The following is a 22,177-nucleotide window of genomic DNA, read 5'->3' on the forward strand; positions in this document are numbered from 1 at the left end:
TAAAAAGGCAATGCATTAAAAGTTATGAACCGCCCACCATCGGCCGCAAAACAATTTCTGACGGGCAACTACCGGCTGGATGCTGAAGGATAAAGGCAATTGCATCAGTGACAGCAGAAAGTGGGATAGTTCCTACATCTTCTGATAATTTAATTCCTAACTGCTCAAGCTGACCTGGCGAAATTGCGCATACACGTATGCCTTGTTTCCATAGTTCTTGCTGTAACGCTACAGTAAATCCAACGACTGCCCATTTTGATGCTGCATAGCAACTAGCCCCTGGCAAGCTGGCTTTCCCTGCCAGAGAGCAAATATTAATAATGGAAGACTGAGTACTTGATAATAGATGTGGCAAAGCCAGATATGTCATATGAATTAAAGCGGTGACATTAGTCGTAATAACCTGATCAATTTCTTCCGGCATCATATCCATCAGATTGCTGAAATGGAAAGTACCGGCATTATTAATTAATACATCCAATCCACCCAACTTTTCACAGGTGAAATCTATCAGTTGCTGGCGGAAATTATCATCACGTATATCCCCCGCAAGTGAATATATTTCGCGATTATCCTGATATTGTTGGGACAATTCCTTAAGCCGATTATCACGTCTGCCGGTTACCACCATTCGAAAACCATTGCTTGCCAGCATTTCCGTAATTGCACAACCAAGCAAACCACTAGCACCGGTGAGTAACACACGCTGACTATGCAACATCTTTCCTCCCTAATAACACGAAATAGCGGACTCCCATCCGGTGGTATTATTCGCCGATTAGAAATCCGCTTAACTTTATATTGTCATCAAATAGCTACAGAATTATTTATCATTCGTTTTTTGATGATTCAGTGCAGGAGCGACAACCAAAACCAAGTACTCTGCCCGCTTCACTACCCGATAAGGTGCGCGGTACTGCCCCAGCCAGGCTAACCGGCTGTGAAAAAGTCGCTAGCCGGAGAGAATTCTCTGTTTGATCAGTTTCAGTATTGCCCAGATTTGTGTTTTTCATATGACCTACCTCTTTTTTTATATTAGATAGTAAAGTTGCGTCGAAATGACGCGGTACTATTAACGCTCGCTAAGCCAGCGCTAACATACATTGCTGAGCCTGTGCACGGACATAACTACTGGGATCACACATGGCAAGGTGATATACCTCATCACGATATTGTGTATTGGTAGAAAAACTCAGCATGGAAACAAAAGCGATAGAACGTAACTCTTCACGGGCATGGCTGCCGGCAATTCTATGCAGTAGTTTTCTGCTACGTTCATTGCCTTCTTTCATCAAAACAGAAAACAAGACCTTATGTGCACGGAACCGTTCAAACCGCCCTTTTTTAATTCGTGCAATCTGTAAGCCAGAGTTATCTTCCCTATCCAGATCAAATTCATATTGTCGTTGTTCACGCCCTCTGGGTTGAATGATGATATTAATAGAGATGGATAAGTTTGGTGGTGGAAATTGGATATGCATATCTTTACTGCGAAAGAAAAATATGACTTTGCCTGGGGATAACATCTGTTCGCCAAAGTAATTCATAGCGACTTCTTCACCTTCAACGCCATCAACACTATCATAGTTATACTCATAAAGACGTGTAGTATAGCCATCACCAAAGAAGTTAGTTGTCAAAAAATCAAAATCGTGGTCATGAGGTTCTAACCAGGAAAATGGCGCAGGTGCGGACTGAGGTCCAGGTGGTAACCATAGAACCATACGAATAGCAAATCTCCGGTCGCTGTATAGGATAAATGTCGGTGGCTGAACATTGTTTCCAGATTGAAATTGGTTAGGAAATTCTAATTGGTTACAGATGATGTCCAATATCTCCTGCTTGTTAGCCGCAAAATCTACTAACCATTGACTGGCTATTTCTATTTCTTCCCGTTGGTAACGGCCACAGGAAACGTTGTCCACCATACTGCTGGTTTTCAAAAGCTGAACCAGCTCAGGCAATACCAATGGCTTACCTGGTTTAGGTGAGAATTCAAGAGTCATGAATTTTTCTCCTGCAAAGTTGCCAACACTGTCTGAATCGCATTACGGACGTAGTTGCTGTTATCATCCAACGCGCTATCAATCAACGATTGTGAGATCTGGTGACGAAGAATAGCAGCCCATGCCATCGCCCTGGCTTCCTCCGCCTGATGAGTTTTAGCAATATGGATCAGCAGTCTTTGTGTTCGTGGATTCCCCTGATATGCCATGACTGAGAAGATCGACCGCTGTGAAATTACCCGTTGCAAGCTATTGAATTTTGGTTTGCCGACAATACGTCCCTCTGATTCCGATAGTTCAAAAATCGTTTGACGAGCGGAAGGAACACTTTTAGGAATAATGAGATTCAAAGAAGCTGACAACGAAACAGGTTCGTGCTGGATGTGCACGTCCTTATTAGCGTAATAATAAATAATATCCCCTTCCTCCAGAAACATATCGCCTGCGTAACTGAGCGGTGTTTCCCCATTGTTGCTCTGCTCGATATGGGCGTAGTCAAAACCATACAAAGAGGTACGATATCCAGGGCCAAAAAAGCCAACACTCATCAGGTCAAATGCATGATCATGGGCATAACGGTAGGAAAAAGGGATACTCCGCGCCTGAAATCCCACAGGGATCCAGACCATCAGGCGCAGTACAAAAACCGGGCAAGTGTACAGAACATAACTTTGTGATTGTCCATTATTGGTATACTGAAAAGTTTCAGGAGTCGCTAAGGCGTTACTCACATGTTGCAATACTTCATGATGATTAAGCGCGAAGCCTTTAAGGCGGGATGCCGTATTTAACATATCATCCTGGTTATAACAGGATGCACTCAACCGCTCGATTACGCCGGAATCGGTCAGATATTCGATTAAAGCCGCCAAAGTAATTTGCGTATCAGGTTCAACTGCCAATTTTACAGCCATGTTTAATCCTCCCTTGCAATGTCAAGTCCATTGAGCTGTAAACTATTTTTTGCCGTTTCACGCATCATCGTATCGGTATCTTCGCGGGCTATCTGGTGTAACAATTCCAGACATGCAGCACTATCAATCTGCGCCAGACTTTCTATGGCCTCCCAACGAACAAAATTGGCATAATCAGACGTTGCAAGTTTCGCCAGTGCAGCCCTTGCGCCATGATATTTCATCGCTCCCAATAGCCGGACATACAGTTGAATACGTGACGCACTTAAATTAGTGCAAATAGTTTCGATTGGTTGTAAGCTCATGCGATCATAAATCCAACTGATCCACCCTTTGGCACCTGAATGTGCAATGAGTAAAAAAGAGCTATCATGATTATCACAACCGAAATCAAGAATATTCTCGTAAGCATTAAAGCGATATAACTTATTTGGCTCGAAAGTGAAAACGCCTAATGAAGTCAATGCTTCTGGTTGCATAAATGGATCATCATGATTAATTTTGCATTTATAATAAGGAATTCCTATTGCTTCTTGTGATGGATTGATGATGAAAGTATCGAACTCATTGACGTACAGTTTTTCATTATTTGTTTTACCAATAAAGCGAATAAGTAAATTAAAGTTTTTCTGTCGGTGAATATAAATGCTATCTTCAGAGAGAAGTTCATATTTATCAGTGATTTCTTTCTTTTCTAACAGATCATTCAATATCTCGATAATATTATCACGTGATAACCTATTTAAAACCTCACCTATCGACCAGAAATCCCCACCATTACTCTCCATCGTCTTGGAAATTATTTTTTCCAACTGATCTAATTTTAAAATTTCTTCTGTGCTCTGTTCATCAAAATGTAAGTATTTACACTTTCTTGCTTTTGGCAACCCATTTTTTTCATGTAAAGCAGTAAAATAACTATCACGTGAATCACGTAACCAGTCTGACAGAGAGATATTTTTTTCTTCCGCCTCAGAAATAAGATTATCAATGCCTTTTTCAGCGATCAAATGGGCAATACCCTTATTAATGAGCATATTTTCCAAACGGTCTTCTGTTTCTTTATTCACTACAATTCCCATTCCAACTGAATATTGTGGTGTATTTCCAATATGATAATGATGTGGTGGCAGAATAAATATATCGCCGGCTTCTATTATCCAGTTATCGGCATAGGGCCGTAGTTTCTCCATATCAAACCGATATCTTATTCCCTCTATTTTTTCAAAAATATCTTTATTAAACAAAGACATTTCTTTGGCGTTAGGCCCAAGATGAAAATGCACCACTGAGCTATAAGGATCATCAAGATGGACACCAAACGGTGTGTATCCATAGTTACCAATAAACAGACAAGTTCCTATTAAAGTGTTTCTTTCCCCAAGAATTTTTCGCAAAGGAGCAAAAATTGAAGAAACTGCTTGAGAAATATCATCAGACCAACGTTCAGTATCATTGACAATAACACAGAACCGTTCACTCCCAGTCGCTCGCGATATCCAGCTCTCAAACGTCTCGTTTTCATGAGGATCGGTATAGAGGATAGGATCAATATGCTCCGCACTTAATCTACCCTCTATATACACCCGAAATAAAGATTCCTGAGAAGCTATCATCTCTTTTTTCAAAATATTAAACAGTGAAAATAAAATATCATCAGAAAACAACTCAGGATTAAAAGCTTCTTTTATCAATTTAGCAGGCATAATCACAGGTGAGTTAACCGGATCGTAAGTCTGCTCATCTTCTCTTATCTTATGTATCTGATAATGCTCACAAACCTCATTAAATTTTTTAACGTGTTTAATATAAGCGTTCATATGTGATTCCGCCTTTTGATGATAGCGAAGGAATAAATAGAGAGGTAGATAAAAAAAGAATAGATCAGAATGATGGAATAGCAAGGAGTCATTATATCATCGCTCATTCATATGACAGGCCAAAACATACTGTAAAACAAATAAATTAAAACATAACCCGGATTAAAAAAATAAACTCAAAAATATGATTTTAAAAAAATTTATTGTAATTTAATAATGAGATAATAATTTATTAGAACTAAAATTACAAACAACTAGCTAAAGAATTAGAGGTATTAAATTGATATATAAATGTAATATAGATCACATATTTTATCATTTTTGATATCCTTTTCCCCATTTTTTGCAGCCTTTTCTTTTCCGGTGTCAGTTCGGTAAGTGCCTGTGCCGGCATAGCCAGAAATAACATATTCATCAGAAACTGATTGTCCGGCAATACCAGTTGGCGCTTGATGCAGCTCCTTAATAATATTTTCAAGGCGATCAGCCGCTGCATCAGCATCGTCGTACTCATGATGAAGTGCCGCCATGTTGTTATCGAGTCTGGTTTTCCTATGTAGAGTTTGAATAATGCACCTCAAGTTAACGATTAATAGCATAAAGAATACACATACAATCATTAACCAATGCAAATATAACCGATATTGGCCCACGAAACCCCACGCCCTGCGGCTCAGAACGAAACCATCTCTGCCGGATTAAGCGTGCTTATCACTCCCAGAACACCCTTAGCCAACGGAATGGCTACCGGAGAGAGATAGGCACCCAGCGGGATACTCGCGTGGTCAATGCGGGTAAGCATGGTAAAGTCGTCGTTGCGTCTGATAAAATCGTCGCTAATTGCTTTGCCAATGCGCACCGTCTGCGCCACTCCATGACCACTCCAACCATGCACCATATACACGGGTACGCTGTCGCCGCTCTTGCGGGCATCGGTGGCACCATTCAGAGTCAGATCGCTGATCCCGCCCCAGGAATATTCTAGTTCGGGTTTTTCCAACTGCGGGAATACAGTTCTGATACGCTCAAGCAGATAGTTGTTCACATCACGCGGTGACCAAGAGTTGCCAGTACCCTGTCCACCGAACAGCAGGCGGTTATTGCGCACCGCACGATAGTAGTCAACCTGTAACTGTGTATCGTAGACCGGCAGATCTGACGGGATCAGCTCTTTGACATCCACGGGCAACGGTGGCGTTACCGCCACGTAGGAGAAAAAAGGCACCGTGGTGGAAGGGCCGGAGATAAATTCACTCGTGGAGACATGCACACCCAGCACCACAGCTTTACTTGCCCTGATAGCCCCCCGATCAGTTTCTACGATTGTGCCACCAGCATCCTGCCTGATGCTCTTCACTTTCGTGCTGTCATAGATTCGCCCACCTAGTCTGGCGAAACCATAAACCAGGCCACGCAACAGTGCCAGAGGCTGGACTTGCCCACCGATACTGTCGATATTCGCTCCATGGTAGATGGCCGAACGCACATACTCTTCCTGCAATTCGTGCGGGCCGATAATCTTCATCGCCGTATCTCCCATCTGGCGCCGGGCATCGGCATTCGCCACCAGCGGCCCCATGTGGCCTGCGTGCACCGCAACAGTGATATGACCATATTTGCGGTCACATTCGAAACTGTAACGCTCACGGAGTTCATCCACGAGATTCATCGTTTCAATAGACGCAAAACGCCATAAGCGTTTAGCCTCATCGGATGAAAGTTTTTCCAGCATGGTTTCAGCTTCCCAGCGTGCGAGCCCGGGGGTCATCTGTCCTCCGTTGCGGCCAGAAGCGCCTGAACCAATGTTATCCTTTTCAACCAGAATCACGTCTACGCCCGCTTCAGCAAGATGCAATGCGGTGGAAGCACCCAGCAACCCACCGCCGATGACCACAACCTCGCAGTTCTGATCTCCAGGCAGGCTTCCAAAAGCTGACCAGTCAGCTAGAGAAGCTTCATAATAGTTAGCTGGCATGGTGTTAGCAGCTGCGTCTTTATGCCAGCTCCAGATGCGCGGATCCAGCCCCAACCGGCTGGCTCTGTGCTGCGCATCCGCCAACAGTATCGGCCGGAGCTTATCAACATTGACAGCTGGAGCATTGGTCGCGGTTAAGGTTCGGGCGAGCAGGGATAAGTTGGGAAGTACGGATGAAAGCACTCCCACCCCCGCGAGCGTTGCGGCGGTAGAGATAAAATCTCTTCTGTTCATTGTCATTTCAGCACTCCTGTCATGAGCTTGAAATCACCCGCTGGCCTGGTTCGGAGCGTTTCCCTGTGAGTGAGTCCGGCTCTCAGAGCTCCCTTTCAGACCGGCGAGAATCAGCAGGATAACGGTGCCGATAAACGGTATGAGATGCAACAGTAACCACCAAGCGCTGTAATTGATGTCATGCAGGCGGCGGGCATTCACTGCTAGCGCGGGCAAAAACGTGAGCAGCAGATAGACAGCGCTGAACCAGCCCATATAAACTTCAGGATTGGCAACGGCAAAGTAGCTTTCAAGGAAAGAGATAATAAATACAGCTAGGATCTGGAACAAAACGAAATACCAGAACTCCTTACGTTTGGCTCGTCCCCTGAAGCCTGCATAGTTCTTTAATACATTTAAATACCAGTGCATTATTGTCCTCTCTTATGAAGCAGCAGGTTCTACCCTGCCGCCTCGCGCTGTGGCCGATCACTGCACAGTGAAATTCGCTAAAAAATACCGTGCCTATGCAGCGCTTTCGCATCCTCTGGTACCGGGGTGATAGCATCCCAAAGTTCAGCCACTTTGCCATTCTCAATTCGCCATAGCTCGAAGTAGCCGTGACGCACTCCGGCAATACTCCCCTCCGAATGGGTTAGAACAAACTGCCCATCGGCTACCGTACGGTGAATTTTGGCGTAATGCAGGCCCTGCCCTTCATTCCTGAGTTGCTTAAGAAACGAAATGACCGCAGCCGTACCATCGGGAATATCGGGGCTGTGCTGGCGAAACAATTCACCATTGGTGTAGTTGCCAAACTCTTCGTAGTGACCCTCGATCAGAGTACGTGTGAAAAAGTTGACCACCAGTTCGCGATTCTTCTCCCGGTCATGACCATGGTCTGTTTCAGTCAGGCCGTCTAACTGAGTCCGGCCACTGGCATTGGGGGCAGCCTGCGGTACCAGGCCGTCCCAGTGTTCTACGATTAAGCCGTCGGCAACCCGGTACAAATCGAAACCGACCAACGGATGGTCGTCTAATCCCGTAAAACGACCGTGGATGGCAACCAGATCACCATCCTGTAGTACACGATACGTTTCGTGGTGCAGTTCAGGATGTGTCCAGACCCGCTCACGTAATCCGGCAAGACCATCTTTAACCAACGGGGAATGTTCGATAAAATGCGGCGCAAAATAACGCTCAAGCGCTCCTACATCACGATCAGTAAACAGCTCGTGGTGCGCACGCGACACCAAGTCGCGTGGAGATCTATTCTGAATCATTACGGATGTCCTGTGTCAGTCGTTGGAACTCATCACATGTTTGATACGCGTATATTCATCGAAGCCATAAGCCGACAGATCTTTACCATATCCGGAGCTCTTGAAGCCGCCGTGCGGTGCCTCTGCCGTAAGAGGAATATGAGTGTTGATCCAGACGGTACCAAAATCGAGTTCACGTGACAGACGCAACGCGCGGCCATGGTCACGGGTCCAGACACTGGAGGCCAATCCGTATTTCACGTCGTTAGCTTTCTCTATGGCATCCTGTTCATCGCAGAACTTCTGCACCGTGATGACCGGACCGAAAATCTCGGTCTGGATTGCTTCGTCGTGCTGTTCCAGACCGGTAATTACCGTAGGTTCAAAGTAATAACCCGAACGTTCGGCCTGACGGCCTCCTGTTTCGATATGGGCATGAGCGGGCAGACGCGTAATGAACCCGTTGACCTGCTCCAGCTGACGAACATTATTGAGCGGCCCATACAGCGCCTCTTCATCTTCCGGAGAACCAAAGCGGGTCGCTTTAGCTGCCGCCACCAATTTGGCGACGAAGGTATCGTAAACAGATTCATGCACCAGCACGCGCGAGGCTGCCGTACAATCCTGACCCGCATTGAAGTACCCCGCAGTAGCAATGGTCGCCACCGCTTTGTCCATATCTGCATCGGCGAAAACAACCACTGGCGCTTTGCCACCTAGCTCCAAATGCGCTCTGGTAAGATTAGCCGCCGCCGAAGAGGCAACCTGCAAACCTGCACGCACGGAACCTGTGATGGAAACCATAGCGGGCGTTTTGTGTGAAACGACCAGAGCGCCGGCGCTAGCATTACCCAACACCACGTTGAATGCACCGGCCGGGAAGAACGGAGCGGCCAGTTCAGCCAGTAACAGAGTACTTTCCGGCGTGGTATCGCTTGGCTTGAGTACCACAGTATTGCCCGCTGCCAGCGCAGGCGCTATCTTCCATACTGCCATCATCAACGGGTAGTTCCACGGCGTAACTTGACCCACTACGCCCAGTGGTTCACGTCGGATGCTAGTCGTCATATCAGGAAGATATTCAGCCGTCGCTTTGCCTTCCAGAAAACGGGCGGCACCCGCGAAGAAACGGATATGATCCACTGACGTCGCAACTTCCTCAGAGGCAATCAGATGCTTGAGCTGCCCTGTATTGCGGCTTTGCGCTTCGATCAGACGTTCAGCGTTTTTTTCCACTGCATCGGCTAAGGCCAGCAACGCCAGCTGACGTGCTGACGGTGTGCTACGCCCCCAGATTTTGAACGCCTCTTTAGCCGATGCATAAGCTTCATCAACATCTGCTACAGTCGCATTAGGAGAACGCGCATAGGTTTCGCCAGTGACCGGGCTGACTAGGTCAAAATATTCGGAACCTTTAAATTCAACATACTGACTATTAATGAAATGTCTGAGCGTTGGTACCGCCATGGTTACCTCCTGATAGATTAGATAATATAAAATATAACTTATAATTTGATATATTCAATTGTTACTCTCCTGTTAATTTTGTTGAAACTAAAAAGTGAAAACAAAAGAGTAATTAGATACATAGATATAACTCCCGATACTCCTGTTCAGGAAAATATGCCAATCTGTGAGCAGGATCGAGGATTTTAGATTTTACTAACCGGCTAATATAGCAAACCAACGGATTCAATTTGGTCTGCCGCTTCCGGCTCTGGAAGAAGAGATCCGGCGGACCATTCCTCGGCAGGGTTATTTACAATCGAGCCAATATCAGATATTGCTCAATTTGCAATGTCAATATTAAAATCCCAAATCTTATTGGAGAAATCACGATGAAAAAGACAATAAAAAACCTATCATTATTCACAGGAATTATACTTGGAAGCTTAACATTATCTCATGCAGCAATTATTCCACCTGGTACACAACTGGCCATTAATCAGGATATTACTCGTCATAATGGTTCAGAACCGGCGTCTCTTGATGTCCATAAAGTTGAAAGTGATGTTGAATTTGATATTATTCATGATTTCTTTAGTGGATTAATTGACACAGGCATTGATGGTAAGTTAAATCCCGATTTAGCAGTCAGTTGGGAAACCAAAGATAATAAAGTCTGGTTATTTCATTTAAGAGAAGGAATAAAGTGGTCTGATGGTTCTCCTATTACTGCCCATGATGTGGTTTTTAGTTGGCGACGTTTAATTGATCCTCAAATGGCATCTCCATATGGCAGCTATATTGAAAACATGTATATAGCCAATGCTAAAGATATTCTTGCCGGAAAGAAAAAAGCCGATGAATTAGGAGTCAAAGCACTGGATGATATGACGGTAGAAGTAACATTAGAGCAGCCGTTAGCCTATTTCTTACAGATGATGGCACATCCGGTTATGGTGCCTATCAGTCAAAAAGCGGTTGAGAAATATGGTGAGAAATGGACTCAGCCGAATGTATTTGTCGGTAGTGGCCCGTTTAAACTGGCTGAATGGATCGTCAATGAGAAAGTCATTGGTATCAGAAATCCACAATATTGGGATAATGCACATACCGTTATTAATAAAGTCACCTATCTTGCCGTCACGTCAGAAACAGCAGTAGTGAACCGTTATTTAGCCGGGGAAATAGATATAACAAAAAACATCCCATCAATTTCATTTAACTCCTTAAAAACTAAGTTAGGTAGCCAGGTTCACATTTCACCTAAATTAGGTGTTTATTATTACGAATTTAATACCCAAAAAGCACCTTTTAATGATATTAGAGTCAGACAGGCATTAAATTTGGCTTTAGATAAAACCATCATTTCAAATAAGGTATTAGGCCAAGGTCAAAAAGCCGCTTATAATAATACCCCGCCGAATACGGGAGGAATGAATTTAAAACAACCTGATTATGCATCATGGACACTGGCGAAAAGAATTGAAAAAGCCAGGAAATTATTGAATGAAGCGGGTTATAACAGAAGTAACCCATTGAAATTTAAACTTCTTTATAATACATCAGAGGATCATAAAAAGATTGCAATAGCCGCCTCCTCAATGTGGAAGAAAAATCTAGGAGTAGATGCTGTTTTACAAAATCAAGAATGGAAAACAATGTTAGACACCATGCATCAAAGTAATTTTGATTTGGTGAGACATGCATGGATAGCTGATTACGATAATCCAGCCTCGTTTTTAAATAATTTTGTGACCAACAGTTCTAATAATACATCATTATATAGTAATGATATTTATGATGATCTGATGAAAAAAGCCCAAACAACAAACGATATAAAATATTTTCAACAAGCACAAGATATTCTTACAAGAGATGTACCGTCAATTCCCATTTATTACTATGTTAGTGCCAGACTGGTAAAACCTTATATTGGTGGATATTATATCAACCTGCTTGGTTTTGTATCATCGAAAGATCTTTATATTATCGAACATTAACAGGATAGTATTTAATTTATTGTATCACTTAAATAAACAAAGAGAAGAGAATGTATTTTTTAATTCTTCTCAACTAAAAACAAAATGGTACGCTCAGTATCATTTTGTTTTATATTTATGCACGCCATCAGGCTGTCGGCGTCCGCCACCTTCTTCGCGTAGCATCCTGGCAATGGCGTGCAACGGTTCCAATTAGATATTTAATCTCAAATTTGAGTCGACTTCCTTAATCAATGAATCTGGCACACCAACTTCAACAGCAAGCTTCCTCCAGGTAGAGACCTTTTCTATGGTTTCATTAATAATTCCGTTGATAATTTCTCTGGTGAACAGTGGGCTGAGTTTTTCCAATGAATGAAAATCTTGCCGAGAAAAGTTGTCTCTTTTACCGTTTAAACTCATCCAGTGATTGTTTACCCACTTACTGCTAGGTTTGTAGCTATAGGCTAAATCATAGGCTGGAGCTAAAGCCCATTTTTCTCCTTTTAATATGAAAGCGAAGTTTTTAGCGTGATCATCATGGTTTCGGGCAACGATATTAAAGCTCATTCTTCTCAGCAACTGTTCAGCATCTTTAGCCGATAGTTTTAGCTGCCTTGCAACACTGAATAGCTCTGCATAGGAGAAGGAACCAGGCTTTTTATAGTCAACATGCGCAAGTCCATTTAATGTTTGAACATGGATTTTTTTATTCCCCAGACGATCAAAACGCGGTGTGATAAAGTGACGCCTGTTACCCTCAGGGAGTAATCGGCAGGGCATCATGTCTATACCGCAGTCTTTTGCCATCAAATGGTATACATATTCCATCGCGCCAAAGCCTAGTGGATCACCAAAGGTTTCCTGGTTTTTGTTGTGCTCGCTGACACCATCAAATTTCACTAGATAGTGAATAAAATTGTCCGGAACTTTAGCCTGACCAGAGCGAACCTGAGAGAAGTCATCATTAAAAGCAAGTACAGCTTTGGGTCTTGCTCCACCAGCACTCATGCCGACAGAAAGCAGTGACATCATAGCCTCGCGATCTTCCTGACCGTCTTTATTCAACTCGACAGCAAATTCACCTCGGGAGTCAAGAATTTCTTGAGCGATCGAAACCAGTGACTCAATCTCAACTTGTTGTGAGGCATTGAGGCTTCTAATTTTGGTAGCAGGTACATATTCAAGAGCACCCATACCCCGTTTCCCAATATATTGAAGTCGCTGTAAAGGTGTAATGTCATTAGGAGACTTACCCTGAGTGGCAACCCATGCATTGAGTACAGCATTACCAAATTCATCCGGTAAAGAGTCTGCAATCAATCCAGGCAACCCTCTGAACGTATTAAAGTCGAGTTCTGGAAAACTGTAGATTCGCTTTGCTAGGGGCATTTTCAACGGAGACAGTTCGATCCCTTTTTTGATAAAGCTGGGATCGTATTCAAATGCGCCCAAGCCTGTACTTGTGTCAAAACTCACTGCCCCCACGTCATGTTGTTTGTAGGTGACACTGATAACTTCCATTACCATTCTGGCGTATCCTCTTCACTATTTTTTCTGTTCTTGGATGCTCGCTGTCGTTTTTTGCCCTGAAGTTTAGCAAGTTGGATTGGTGATATGTTTTGTTTAGGGAGAAAAAGCTCCAGTTGTTCGGTCAAGTTCAACGCGGCCATAATGGCCACAAAGATCTCTAATTGGACTTTGCCTTTTTCAGCATTCAGAACGGTTTTTCTTGTGACGCCTACAAGTTCAGCGATTTCAGCTTGAGTGAGATCATTGTTTAACCGGGCTTGTTTCAAGCGCTCTCCTAATTCTACTGCCATTGCCGAGGCTGATTTTTCAAGAAACCCCATAGTGTTCTCATTTTAGTACATTAAATAGAAAAATAGACATTATGGGTATAAATTAGCGCATTATAGTGTAATTGTCATCTTGTGGTTTAGTGTTGCGAAAAGAGAAAAAATAGATTCATGTAATGACTATCGGTGACCACTTGGACAGTCACCGATATTCGATAATAAAACACAGTTCATTACCAGTCATACCATCATTACTTATCTCTATAAAATTGACTTGTTCAAACATTACACCTCAATAACCATAGGATTAGAGAGTAATTTCCGTAAATTCCGCATTTCTCTTCCCTGATTAATCGCGACAGCACCCACTAAAACTTCATTTTCTGTACCCAACAAAACGGCTTTATCTGATTGCAAGTCACCTTGAATATGCCATTTCTCAGCCTGCATTTTGCCGACCATCTGGATATTAATGCCCCACTGATCTGTCCAAAACCACGGAGCTCCCGGCAGTGGAGGTTCCAGTCCCATCATTGCATGTGCAGCGATAGTTGCCTGGCGGTTAGCATTTTCCCAAGTTTCACGACGTTGGAGATCCCCGGTTAAAGGCTCTCTTTGAAGGCAAACATCCCCGGCGGCAAAAATATCTGGTTCAGACGTCTGGCAACGGCTGTCAATGACAATACCACCATTAGTCACCAAACCGGCATCAGCAGCGAGCCGATCCCTGAACTCCGCACCGATACCATAAATAATAATATCTCCGATCACCCTTTCTCCAGTGTTCAGCATAAGAACTAATTCATTCCCCTGCCTTTGTGCGGAAACAATATTAATATCAAGGAAGAATTGCACCCCTTTTTCCTGATGACGATTTAAAAGATAATCCTGCAACAACGGAGGTGCGCAACGCCCCATAATGTTATCCGCTTGTTCGATAACCGTCACACTCGCGCCCAGTTCACAGGCGGTTGCCGCCAGTTCCAAACCAATAACACCCCCGCCGACAATCAAAACCCGTTTACCTTTTTTCACCGCCTGACGTAAACGTTGCGCATCATCCAATGTTCTCAGGGTATAAACATTTTCACCCAGTTGATCGAGTAGCGGAAACCGTCTGGCTCTTGCCCCCATAGTGAGCAGGAGTTTGTCATATCTGAGCTTGTCGCCATTTTCTAAAACGACGCCATGTTCCGCAGGAATAATACGATCGACCGGCTGCCCCATCCGCAAATCTATCCGGTTTTTCAGATAGAAATCTTCGGAAAACAGGTATTTAGGTTCCTCTTCCGCGTTCATTAAATACTCTTTTGATAAAGTCGGCCGCTCATAAGGTGCATGATATTCTTTACCAATTAAAATAATATCGCCATCAAACTGTTGCTGCCTTAAGGTTGCGGCGGCCATCGCCCCCGCTTGCCCTGCTCCGACAATAATAAAAATCTGATCTCGCATATTACGCTCCTATCTGGGTCACAGGTTGAGCACTGACCATTGCCATTCCAGCCAGCCATTCCTTGATAGGTTGGTAATAATGTCGTTGGGCTTTATATTCGCCATAAACAGAAAGCGCCGCAAAAGCAGCAATCCAACAGCGGATTTCCTGTCCCCCCTTACCACCCTGAATAGCGATCCCGCCATTCGTCAATGAAGCAAGGCGCTGTATATCGCCACGGCAAAAAATACTCAATAATTCTTCATCCCACTGAGGGTTCAACGGAGCTGCAACATTTTCACCACGAGCCAACGATTCTCCAACCGCAATCACCCGGCTTTGCCGTCGTTGACGCGCCTCTTTTGTCGGGTTTCTCCCGGCGATCAGACCTTCTTCTACTTCCGGCGAAACCTGTCCAATCTGCGATATCGGTGGATCATGTGATAAACCACCAGAACCTAGCAACAATACCCGCTGATCTGTTTTAAACAAGAATTGTCCAATCGCACGACCGAGCGCAACAGTACGGCGGCATGTCGGTAATGGACTGGCGGCACAGTTAATAAAGACTGGGACAGTTGGATAGCGCTGTAAATCCTGGCAAAGCAACATCAATGGTTGAACAAAACCATGATCAGCCTGCATACGCCAGGATTGGGCAACATCAATACCGGTGTCGTACAAAGCAGAAATGAGATCCTTCGCGGTGTTTTCAGGCACATTGAGTGGACCGTTGCCAATATCCCAGTCCCCCACTGCATTCGCTCTGACCCCAACACAAAATGCCGGCATCAGGTCATAAAAAAAACCATTGAAATGGTCAGGTGCGAAAATCACTATCAAGTCTGGATCATATTCTTTCACCTGTTCAGCCAGTTGTTGAAAAACCTGCCGAACATGCTTTTCTGTCGTTCCAGGTGGAGAACAAAAATCCATCAAAGGTGTGTGTGAAGTACAAATCAATTTAACGGTCATCTGAATTCCCCTTTTTATCCGGTGACATAATCCCGGCAATGGTCTGGCGAACTCCGCGAATACTTAATCCGGCGTCAGCGGTTATCATGACACCGGTTAAGGTACGGTTGTTTGTACGGGAAGCGAGCATGACATATGGGCCGGTGAAATCTTCCGGCTGAGGCGTGAATTGCAAAGGTAAAACTGCACCAATACTTTCCAGTGGCAGACTGTCTGTGATGCATTTATCCTGTTGGGATAATGTGGCCGGGCCACGAAGATCACTTGGCATTCCACACGGCGCGACACCATTAACTCGGATAACCGGTGCCAGTTCATATGCTAACTGGCGGATCATCCCGACTGCGCCATGTTTGCTGACGGTATACAACACCCCCCCTCCACCAGAAAACCATGATGAACTCGACAACGTAAAAATCATGCTGCCTTCTGATGCTGTTAGCGCAGGTAATGCCGCTTTGGCCCCCAGAATGTACCCTTTCAGGTTAACACCCATCAGTTCATCAAATCCTTTGTCAATCTGTTCTGCTGACGCATCAAGCAGGCTGGTTTTGTGATCCCAAAGCCCGGCATTACCGACAAAGCAATCCAATTTGCCAAAATATCGGACAGTTTCAGCCACTGCCCGCTCATTGTCTGCAAAAGAGGTGACATTTCCCTGAATGACGCAGATATCTTTACCAAAACAATGGGCCAGAGCTGTCGTTTTTTCCGCCGATAACTCTAATACACCAACTTTGGCACCTTCCGCAATAAAACGTTCTACTAAAGCCAAACCTAAACCAGAACCACCACCTGTTAATAAAATGACTTGATCTTTAATCCAACTCATTATTATTCCTCCAAAACAGTGATATAAATTTTTCCATCTTCAACAACAACAGGATACGTCTTTAATGGATCTGTCGCAGGAAGACAAAGCGCCTTCCCGGTTCTAAGACAAAAACTGGCCGTATGCAGTGGACACTCAACTGTCGCATTGTCTTCCAGATACCCTTCGGATATAGAGGCATTACCGTGACTGCACCGGTCATCAACAGCAAAGAATTCGCCGTTATAGTGAAACAACGCAATATCCGGTGTGTATTCCACCTTACGCGCTTCTCCATCGGGCAATTCTTCAACAGTACATGCAAATAACTGGCTCATCAGAATAAGACACTCAAGTTATGGAAAGTTAAGACGGCTTGATCCAAGGTAATTTCACGTCTGCAAACCAGCCAGCTACCCGTATTCAGATTGCGGCGAACACAATCCAGACGCTTACCGACATAAAAAGCTTCATCTTTCTCTTTTTGTGAACGGTACAGCAGATAATTGGACTGAACATGAAATTGGTCTGGCAAATCGGTTTCAGTAATCACCAGGTTTGTCAGTAGATGACGAGTACGGGATGGCGGTTCTTCTGCCCAGGCCATACCAGTTTCTAACCGGGCAATCCGGCGTTCAAGCTGAAATTTATTATCATTGAATAACCAAGTGGTTGGAGGCTGGATACTTTTGCGGCGGTCGCGGGTTTGGGCGTTAACAATGGTGCGCATGGTATAACTAAGATCTTCTGATAACAGCTCAAGCCAGTCCCGAAATTTCCAGTCATCCAGTAACGCTATTTCGTCATACAAAAACTGACTTATTTCATAATGCAGCTCTAGCGATACTCGCTTTTCTTGATTGACAATTAACTCTTTCATTTGACCAACTCCTGCTGATAAGCCCGGCTTTTTTCCTCTATCTCATCCCAAGTTTCACTGGTCAGTAAGTCAGCCCAGCGTTGATACATGCCACGAGCGACAGTTTCGGAAAAAACATAGTTGGTCACGCCTGGAATACCATCATCCCGCACTCTTTCTTGTCCCAGCCTCATTTCCATACACAACGGGCTGTTACGGGCTTTGTAGCCTCTGAGTACCTTCTGGATTTCCACCCAATTTTCTGAATCATCCTGTTCGAGAAAACCTGCCGGACCAAATGCACGGGTTGCACTATTTTCAAAAGCCTCTTTTACCTCTGGTGAAGCCGCTTTGTCTGCAATACAAAATGCCCATACTTCCACTTGGCCTGGTCCACGTGGATGCCACACTCGCATTGTCGCTGTACCGTTAAGCCAGGAAAGTGTCGGGAAAATATTGTTGTGGCCCGCAAGACGCAGTGCCCTGACTTTCCCCAGTCGTTGCTCTGCTTCGGCGTAGGTTTCACGATAGTAATGGGCGACGGCACCATCAACCCAGACGTTAGCATCAGGTTTTTCAGTCAGGAAAAATCCACTACCGTGACCATTTTGAGCAAATTGCACTGCATCTTTTGCTGTTTCCCAGACCGGCCGGGGAGTCTGACCGGTGCCTAACGCTTTTCCATCATCACCCTCTTTTACCGCCAAGACCTGTACAGCAGAGGCATGACTAAATAAAGCGTGGTATTGATCGCCGGCAAACTGTTCAGCAGGTAATTTCCAGTTACAGTTGATGATCCACTTTTGTACACCGCCGATAACTTCTGTTCCTCCCTCACGACGATCAAGCACGCCATCAAGATACCAGGCCATATCACCAAGATAATCAATCAAGGAGGGCGCTGTCGTATCCCAGTTACCGAAAATCAAACCTTTATAACTTTCCACACTCGGAACTTCCTGAAGTCCCCATTTCTCTTTGCAAAGCCCATGTGGATAGGCGCACGACTCCAATGGAACGTCAACTAATCGCCCATCAACACCGTATGACCAACCATGATAAGGACAAGTAAACGCACGGGTATTACCACTATCCGCGTAACAAACCCGCATTGAGCGGTGACGACATTGATTTAGAAAGGCTTTAACGGAACCATCTTTCTGCCGGACAACAACAACACTGTCTTCTCCCATATAAGTATTAAAAAAATCTCCCGGACGCGGGATTTGACTGTGATGAGCCAAAAAGAGCCAACAACGACCAAATATTCTTTCGAGTTCTAACTGATAGAGCTCAGGGTCAATATAAATCTGAGGAGTTACACGACCGGCTCGGGCATCAATCAGGCGGTAAATATCTGAGTTTTTGCTCAATGTCATATTATTGATCCTCATGTAAAAGAAAAGTTGACTTTTTGCCAACATGCAAAATTAATGCTATTAATAGATTAATAATTTGTGAAATACATTGTTTGTTTAAATTGAGACTTTTTTTCGATATGTAGAGGAAACGGCAATGGAATTAAGACACTTACGATACTTTATTGCAGTAGCAGAAGAATTAAACTTTACTAAAGCCGCAAAAAAATTGCATACCGCGCAACCCTCATTAAGCCAGCAAATAAAAGATTTAGAAGACTATATTGGATCTACATTATTAGAAAGAAATAAACGCAGAGTCTCTTTAACCAAAGCCGGGGAAGTTTTTCTCCAACAGGCTAGGATTATTCTTGATAATGCAGAAAAAGCAAAAAAAATGGCACGCAGAGCAGCACAAGAACAAATTGTGCTTACCATTGGATTTGTCCCATCAGCAGAAGTTAAGGTATTACCTGAAGTGATCCCAGTGTTTCGCCTTTCTCATCCTGAAGCTAAAATAGAACTTATTAGTTTATTTAATCCAGGGCAAGAAGAGAAATTACTACAAGGTGACATTGATGTCGCTTTCATGCGCTCGCCGATAAAGAGTGATTATATTGATTTTAAAGTTATTCTTAATGAACCATTGGTAGTGCTAATGCCTGCTAATCATAGGCTAAGATATTGTGAGAAAATTTCAGTCGAAGACTTACATGGTGAAAACTTTATTATTCCTGATCCAGCACAGTCCGGTATATTACAACAGACTATAGAAAATTATTTTTCTGAATATAATGTCTCACCAAACATTATTCAAACAGCTAACAATCTGTTATTAATTTTAAACATGGTCAGCCTGAATTTAGGGTGTGCCATAGTGCCATTCTATATTACCAGCATCATGACAGATGCTGTTGTTTGCCGGCCATTATCAGGATATTCACCGACAATAGAGCTAATAATGGCATGGCGAAAAGACAATACATCAGAATTATTATCACATTTAATAGATATTGTTGAAAATAAATATCTATAAAAAGTAAGCATTATCGTTTTTACATTTCAGATTAGACATATTAAGTATTAGTTAATATTGCTCGTTGTCGTTATATTAACATTAAATTAACCCGAAACAAGTAAGGAAAATATTGTTATGTCAACGACAAACCGTCAACATAAATCTGTACAACCTGAGTTACGATCGCTTTGGTCAGCCATTGTTGGTGGTGAAGTTCATTTACACCATATTGATGTGAAAGGGATAAAAACCCGCGTACTTGAAGCTGGCAGCGGCCCTGAAACCCTGATTTTCTTGCACGGTATTGGTGGTCATCTGGAAGCCTATATGCGGAATGTTCTGCCTCATGCTGCACATTTTCGCGTACTGGCAATTGATATGTTAGGACATGGTTTCACTGATAAACCTGTCCGCTCTTATGAAATTATCGATTATGTAGAACACTTGCGGGATTTTGTCGAAACATTAAATCTGAAGAAAATTCACCTTTCCGGTGAATCTTTAGGTGGATGGGTCGCCGCCCGCTTTGCGGCAAAATATCCGCGATATATTCGCCGTCTGGTGCTGAATACCGCGGGAGGTATGATTGCCGATCCAAATGTGATGGAACGCTTGCGCACTCTGAGCCTGAATGCAGTGAAAAACCCGGATCTGGAAGCCACCCGCAAACGCCTTGAATTCCTGATGGAAGATCCTGCGATGGTGACAGAAGACCTGGTTGAATCCCGTTTTGCAATTTATCGTCAGCCGGATATGTTACCTGCAATGGAAAACATTATGTGCCTGCAAGACATGGATACCCGCCTGCGTAATCTTCTGACCGAAGATGAGCTGGCAAAAATTCAGGCCGAAACTCTGGTGCTATGGACAACTCACGATCCAACCGCCGCGGTTTCCGTAGGCCAGCGACTTGCCGGACTTATCAAAAACAGCCGTTTTGTCGTGATGGAAAAATGTGGTCACTGGCCTCAATATGAGGATCCAGACACGTTCAATCGAATTCACATCGATTTTCTGCTAAACGGCAACAAATAATGTTACTTGCAGACGAGTGATATTCCCCCCGGAATATCACTTTTGTCGCCTGATCAGGAGCAACAACCAATGAATAACGTAATAAACTATCTTGGCGAAAAATTGTTTCAATCATGGCGGAATAATCAGGCCATCCCTCCGATTTCTGATGAATATCCAAAACTGACATTACATGATGCTTATCTCATCCAGCAAAAAGTGATTGCCCGCCGTCTGGAAACAACCGATGAACGAATTGTCGGTAAGAAAATTGGAATTACCAGCCAGGCAGTGATGGATATATTAAACGTAAACCAACCAGATTTCGGCATTCTCACCTCAGATATGTATTACGAAAATAATGCCACTGTGCCCATTGCTCAATTAATTGCGCCTAAAGCTGAAGGTGAAATTGGCTTTATCCTGAAACGCAATCTACGTGGTCCAGGTATTACCGCAGAAGATGTACTGCAAGCAACAGATTACGTTGTACCTTGTATCGAAATTGTCGATTCACGTATCCGTGATTGGAAAATAAAAATCACCGATACGGTTGCTGATAATGCCTCATCAGGTTTATTTGTCATTGGTGATGGTACCCGTCTACCATCAGAAATTGATTTAGCAGCCGTTACCATGACACTGAAAAAGAACGACAAACTGATTGATACCGGCATAGGTGCTGCTGTACTAGAGCATCCAGCTAACGCTGTTGCCTGGTTGGCGAATATGCTGGGAATGCTGGGTACGACGCTAAGCCAGGGAGAAATTATTCTTTCAGGTTCCCTTGCCACAATGGTATCGGTTAATGCTGGTGATCAGTTGAAAATCAACTTACTGGGCCTGGGATCTGCCAAAATAAATTTTGTCTGAAAAGATGAGCCTAGAGCAAAAAATAGAATAATGCCTCCTTAATTTAATACCATTCATTAATTGCCAGACTCAAGTTCAGCACGCCTTAAATACTTACGGTGAATTATTTATCGTAAAATCAATAATTACATGAATATATTACCCCCTCTGTCATTAACCATAGTTGCAGGAAATGTAAAAACACAAGATTATTGGTCACATATTGTCGATAATGTCACAAATATTAATGAACTAATCCAGCACCTTGCCTAATATCATAATGTCTTGCTATGACAATGACGGAACATCAGCTTTATACCCGTAATCATTGAAGATGCTTGATTTTATCCGAAATGGAGATCATTATCCTCGCTATGAAAATATTTATTACATCAGAACAAAAAATCAAACTTGAACGTCTTCACGACACCACTCGTGATG

The 22,177-nt window shown here is 43.7% G+C and carries 22 protein-coding genes; 4 read left to right on the plus strand and 18 right to left on the minus strand.

The genetic code is table 11. The annotated features are described in order from the left end of the window. Nucleotides 1–22 precede the first annotated feature (22 nt). From C5471_RS18620 to C5471_RS18665, 10 genes are all read right to left on the minus strand, one after another. The gene (locus C5471_RS18620; RefSeq protein ID WP_133813071.1) at nt 23–721 is read right to left on the minus strand and encodes an SDR family oxidoreductase; all 699 of its coding nucleotides are present in this window, start codon (nt 719–721) and stop codon (nt 23–25) included. A 109-nt stretch (nt 722–830) separates the two neighbouring features. Then, complete coding sequence (locus C5471_RS18625) at nt 831–1,013, minus strand: hypothetical protein (protein ID WP_133813072.1); 183 nt, start codon at nt 1,011–1,013, stop codon at nt 831–833. A gap of 69 nt (nt 1,014–1,082) precedes the next feature. Next, a complete protein-coding gene (locus C5471_RS18630) occupies nt 1,083–2,006 on the minus strand; it encodes a hypothetical protein (RefSeq protein ID WP_133813073.1) in 924 nt (307 codons plus the stop codon). Beyond that, nucleotides 2,003–2,920: a hypothetical protein gene (locus C5471_RS18635; protein ID WP_133813074.1), complete on the minus strand. Its 918-nt coding sequence runs from the start codon at nt 2,918–2,920 to the stop codon at nt 2,003–2,005. The genes C5471_RS18630 and C5471_RS18635 overlap by 4 nt, the downstream gene beginning before the upstream one ends. Before the next feature lie 2 nt (nt 2,921–2,922). Beyond that, the gene (locus C5471_RS18640) at nt 2,923–4,740 is read right to left on the minus strand and encodes a HEAT repeat domain-containing protein (RefSeq protein WP_133813075.1); all 1,818 of its coding nucleotides are present in this window, start codon (nt 4,738–4,740) and stop codon (nt 2,923–2,925) included. Between the two features lie 275 nt (nt 4,741–5,015). Further along, on the minus strand, nt 5,016–5,270 hold the full coding sequence (locus C5471_RS18645) for a hypothetical protein (protein WP_133813076.1): 255 nt from the start codon (nt 5,268–5,270) through the stop codon (nt 5,016–5,018). Between the two features lie 143 nt (nt 5,271–5,413). Next, nucleotides 5,414–6,634 carry an NAD(P)/FAD-dependent oxidoreductase gene (locus tag C5471_RS18650; protein WP_339959304.1) on the minus strand — a complete coding sequence of 407 codons (1,221 nt, stop codon included), beginning with the start codon at nt 6,632–6,634 and terminating at the stop codon, nt 5,414–5,416. A gap of 348 nt (nt 6,635–6,982) precedes the next feature. Then, on the minus strand, nt 6,983–7,360 hold the full coding sequence (locus tag C5471_RS18655) for a DUF805 domain-containing protein (protein ID WP_133813078.1): 378 nt from the start codon (nt 7,358–7,360) through the stop codon (nt 6,983–6,985). 77 nt (nt 7,361–7,437) lie between these two features. Then, on the minus strand, nt 7,438–8,211 hold the full coding sequence (locus C5471_RS18660; protein ID WP_133813079.1) for a nuclear transport factor 2 family protein: 774 nt from the start codon (nt 8,209–8,211) through the stop codon (nt 7,438–7,440). 15 nt (nt 8,212–8,226) lie between these two features. Further along, the gene (locus tag C5471_RS18665; protein ID WP_133813080.1) at nt 8,227–9,657 is read right to left on the minus strand and encodes a gamma-aminobutyraldehyde dehydrogenase; all 1,431 of its coding nucleotides are present in this window, start codon (nt 9,655–9,657) and stop codon (nt 8,227–8,229) included. 371 nt (nt 9,658–10,028) lie between these two features. Here C5471_RS18665 and C5471_RS18670 point away from each other — a divergent pair, with 371 nt between their 5' ends. Then, entirely contained in the window at nt 10,029–11,636 is a 1,608-nt protein-coding gene (locus C5471_RS18670; protein WP_133813081.1) for an ABC transporter substrate-binding protein, read from the plus strand. Between the two features lie 192 nt (nt 11,637–11,828). On the opposite strand, the gene C5471_RS18675 is transcribed toward C5471_RS18670, so the two are convergent. The 8 genes from C5471_RS18675 to hcaE all read right to left on the minus strand — a co-directional run bounded on the left by C5471_RS18675 (nt 11,829) and on the right by hcaE (nt 18,873). Beyond that, the gene (locus tag C5471_RS18675) at nt 11,829–13,145 is read right to left on the minus strand and encodes a type II toxin-antitoxin system HipA family toxin (RefSeq protein ID WP_133813082.1); all 1,317 of its coding nucleotides are present in this window, start codon (nt 13,143–13,145) and stop codon (nt 11,829–11,831) included. Then, on the minus strand, nt 13,139–13,468 hold the full coding sequence (locus tag C5471_RS18680; RefSeq protein ID WP_133813083.1) for a helix-turn-helix transcriptional regulator: 330 nt from the start codon (nt 13,466–13,468) through the stop codon (nt 13,139–13,141). The genes C5471_RS18675 and C5471_RS18680 overlap by 7 nt, the downstream gene beginning before the upstream one ends. A gap of 231 nt (nt 13,469–13,699) precedes the next feature. Beyond that, nucleotides 13,700–14,869, minus strand: a complete 1,170-nt coding sequence (gene hcaD, locus C5471_RS18685; protein ID WP_133813084.1) for a phenylpropionate dioxygenase ferredoxin reductase subunit — start codon at nt 14,867–14,869, stop codon at nt 13,700–13,702. A 1-nt stretch (nt 14,870) separates the two neighbouring features. After that, nucleotides 14,871–15,824, minus strand: coding sequence for a 3-carboxyethylcatechol 2,3-dioxygenase (locus C5471_RS18690; protein WP_133813085.1), 954 nt, complete (start codon nt 15,822–15,824; stop codon nt 14,871–14,873). After that, nucleotides 15,814–16,656 (minus strand): 3-phenylpropionate-dihydrodiol/cinnamic acid-dihydrodiol dehydrogenase, encoded by an 843-nt coding sequence (hcaB, locus tag C5471_RS18695; RefSeq protein WP_133813086.1) that lies wholly within the window; start codon nt 16,654–16,656, stop codon nt 15,814–15,816. Before hcaB ends, C5471_RS18690 begins: the two co-directional genes overlap by 11 nt. Nucleotides 16,657–16,658: 2 nt before the next feature. Continuing rightward, nucleotides 16,659–16,973 carry a 3-phenylpropionate/cinnamic acid dioxygenase ferredoxin subunit gene (gene hcaC / locus C5471_RS18700; protein ID WP_133813087.1) on the minus strand — a complete coding sequence of 105 codons (315 nt, stop codon included), beginning with the start codon at nt 16,971–16,973 and terminating at the stop codon, nt 16,659–16,661. Then, complete coding sequence (hcaF, locus tag C5471_RS18705; RefSeq protein WP_133813088.1) at nt 16,973–17,515, minus strand: 3-phenylpropionate/cinnamic acid dioxygenase subunit beta; 543 nt, start codon at nt 17,513–17,515, stop codon at nt 16,973–16,975. The genes hcaC and hcaF overlap by 1 nt, the downstream gene beginning before the upstream one ends. Continuing rightward, nucleotides 17,512–18,873, minus strand: coding sequence for a 3-phenylpropionate/cinnamic acid dioxygenase subunit alpha (gene hcaE / locus C5471_RS18710; protein ID WP_133813089.1), 1,362 nt, complete (start codon nt 18,871–18,873; stop codon nt 17,512–17,514). Before hcaE ends, hcaF begins: the two co-directional genes overlap by 4 nt. A gap of 136 nt (nt 18,874–19,009) precedes the next feature. Between hcaE and hcaR the strand changes: the two genes are divergently transcribed. The 3 genes from hcaR to C5471_RS18725 all read left to right on the plus strand — a co-directional run bounded on the left by hcaR (nt 19,010) and on the right by C5471_RS18725 (nt 21,757). After that, nucleotides 19,010–19,888 carry a DNA-binding transcriptional regulator HcaR gene (gene hcaR, locus C5471_RS18715; protein ID WP_133813090.1) on the plus strand — a complete coding sequence of 293 codons (879 nt, stop codon included), beginning with the start codon at nt 19,010–19,012 and terminating at the stop codon, nt 19,886–19,888. A gap of 117 nt (nt 19,889–20,005) precedes the next feature. Beyond that, a complete protein-coding gene (locus C5471_RS18720; protein ID WP_133813091.1) occupies nt 20,006–20,905 on the plus strand; it encodes an alpha/beta fold hydrolase in 900 nt (299 codons plus the stop codon). 69 nt (nt 20,906–20,974) lie between these two features. After that, the gene (locus tag C5471_RS18725) at nt 20,975–21,757 is read left to right on the plus strand and encodes a fumarylacetoacetate hydrolase family protein (protein WP_133813092.1); all 783 of its coding nucleotides are present in this window, start codon (nt 20,975–20,977) and stop codon (nt 21,755–21,757) included. Nucleotides 21,758–22,177: the final 420 nt, after the last annotated feature.

This window comes from Photorhabdus tasmaniensis (assembly GCF_011189505.1).
Classification (GTDB): domain Bacteria; phylum Pseudomonadota; class Gammaproteobacteria; order Enterobacterales; family Enterobacteriaceae; genus Photorhabdus; species Photorhabdus tasmaniensis.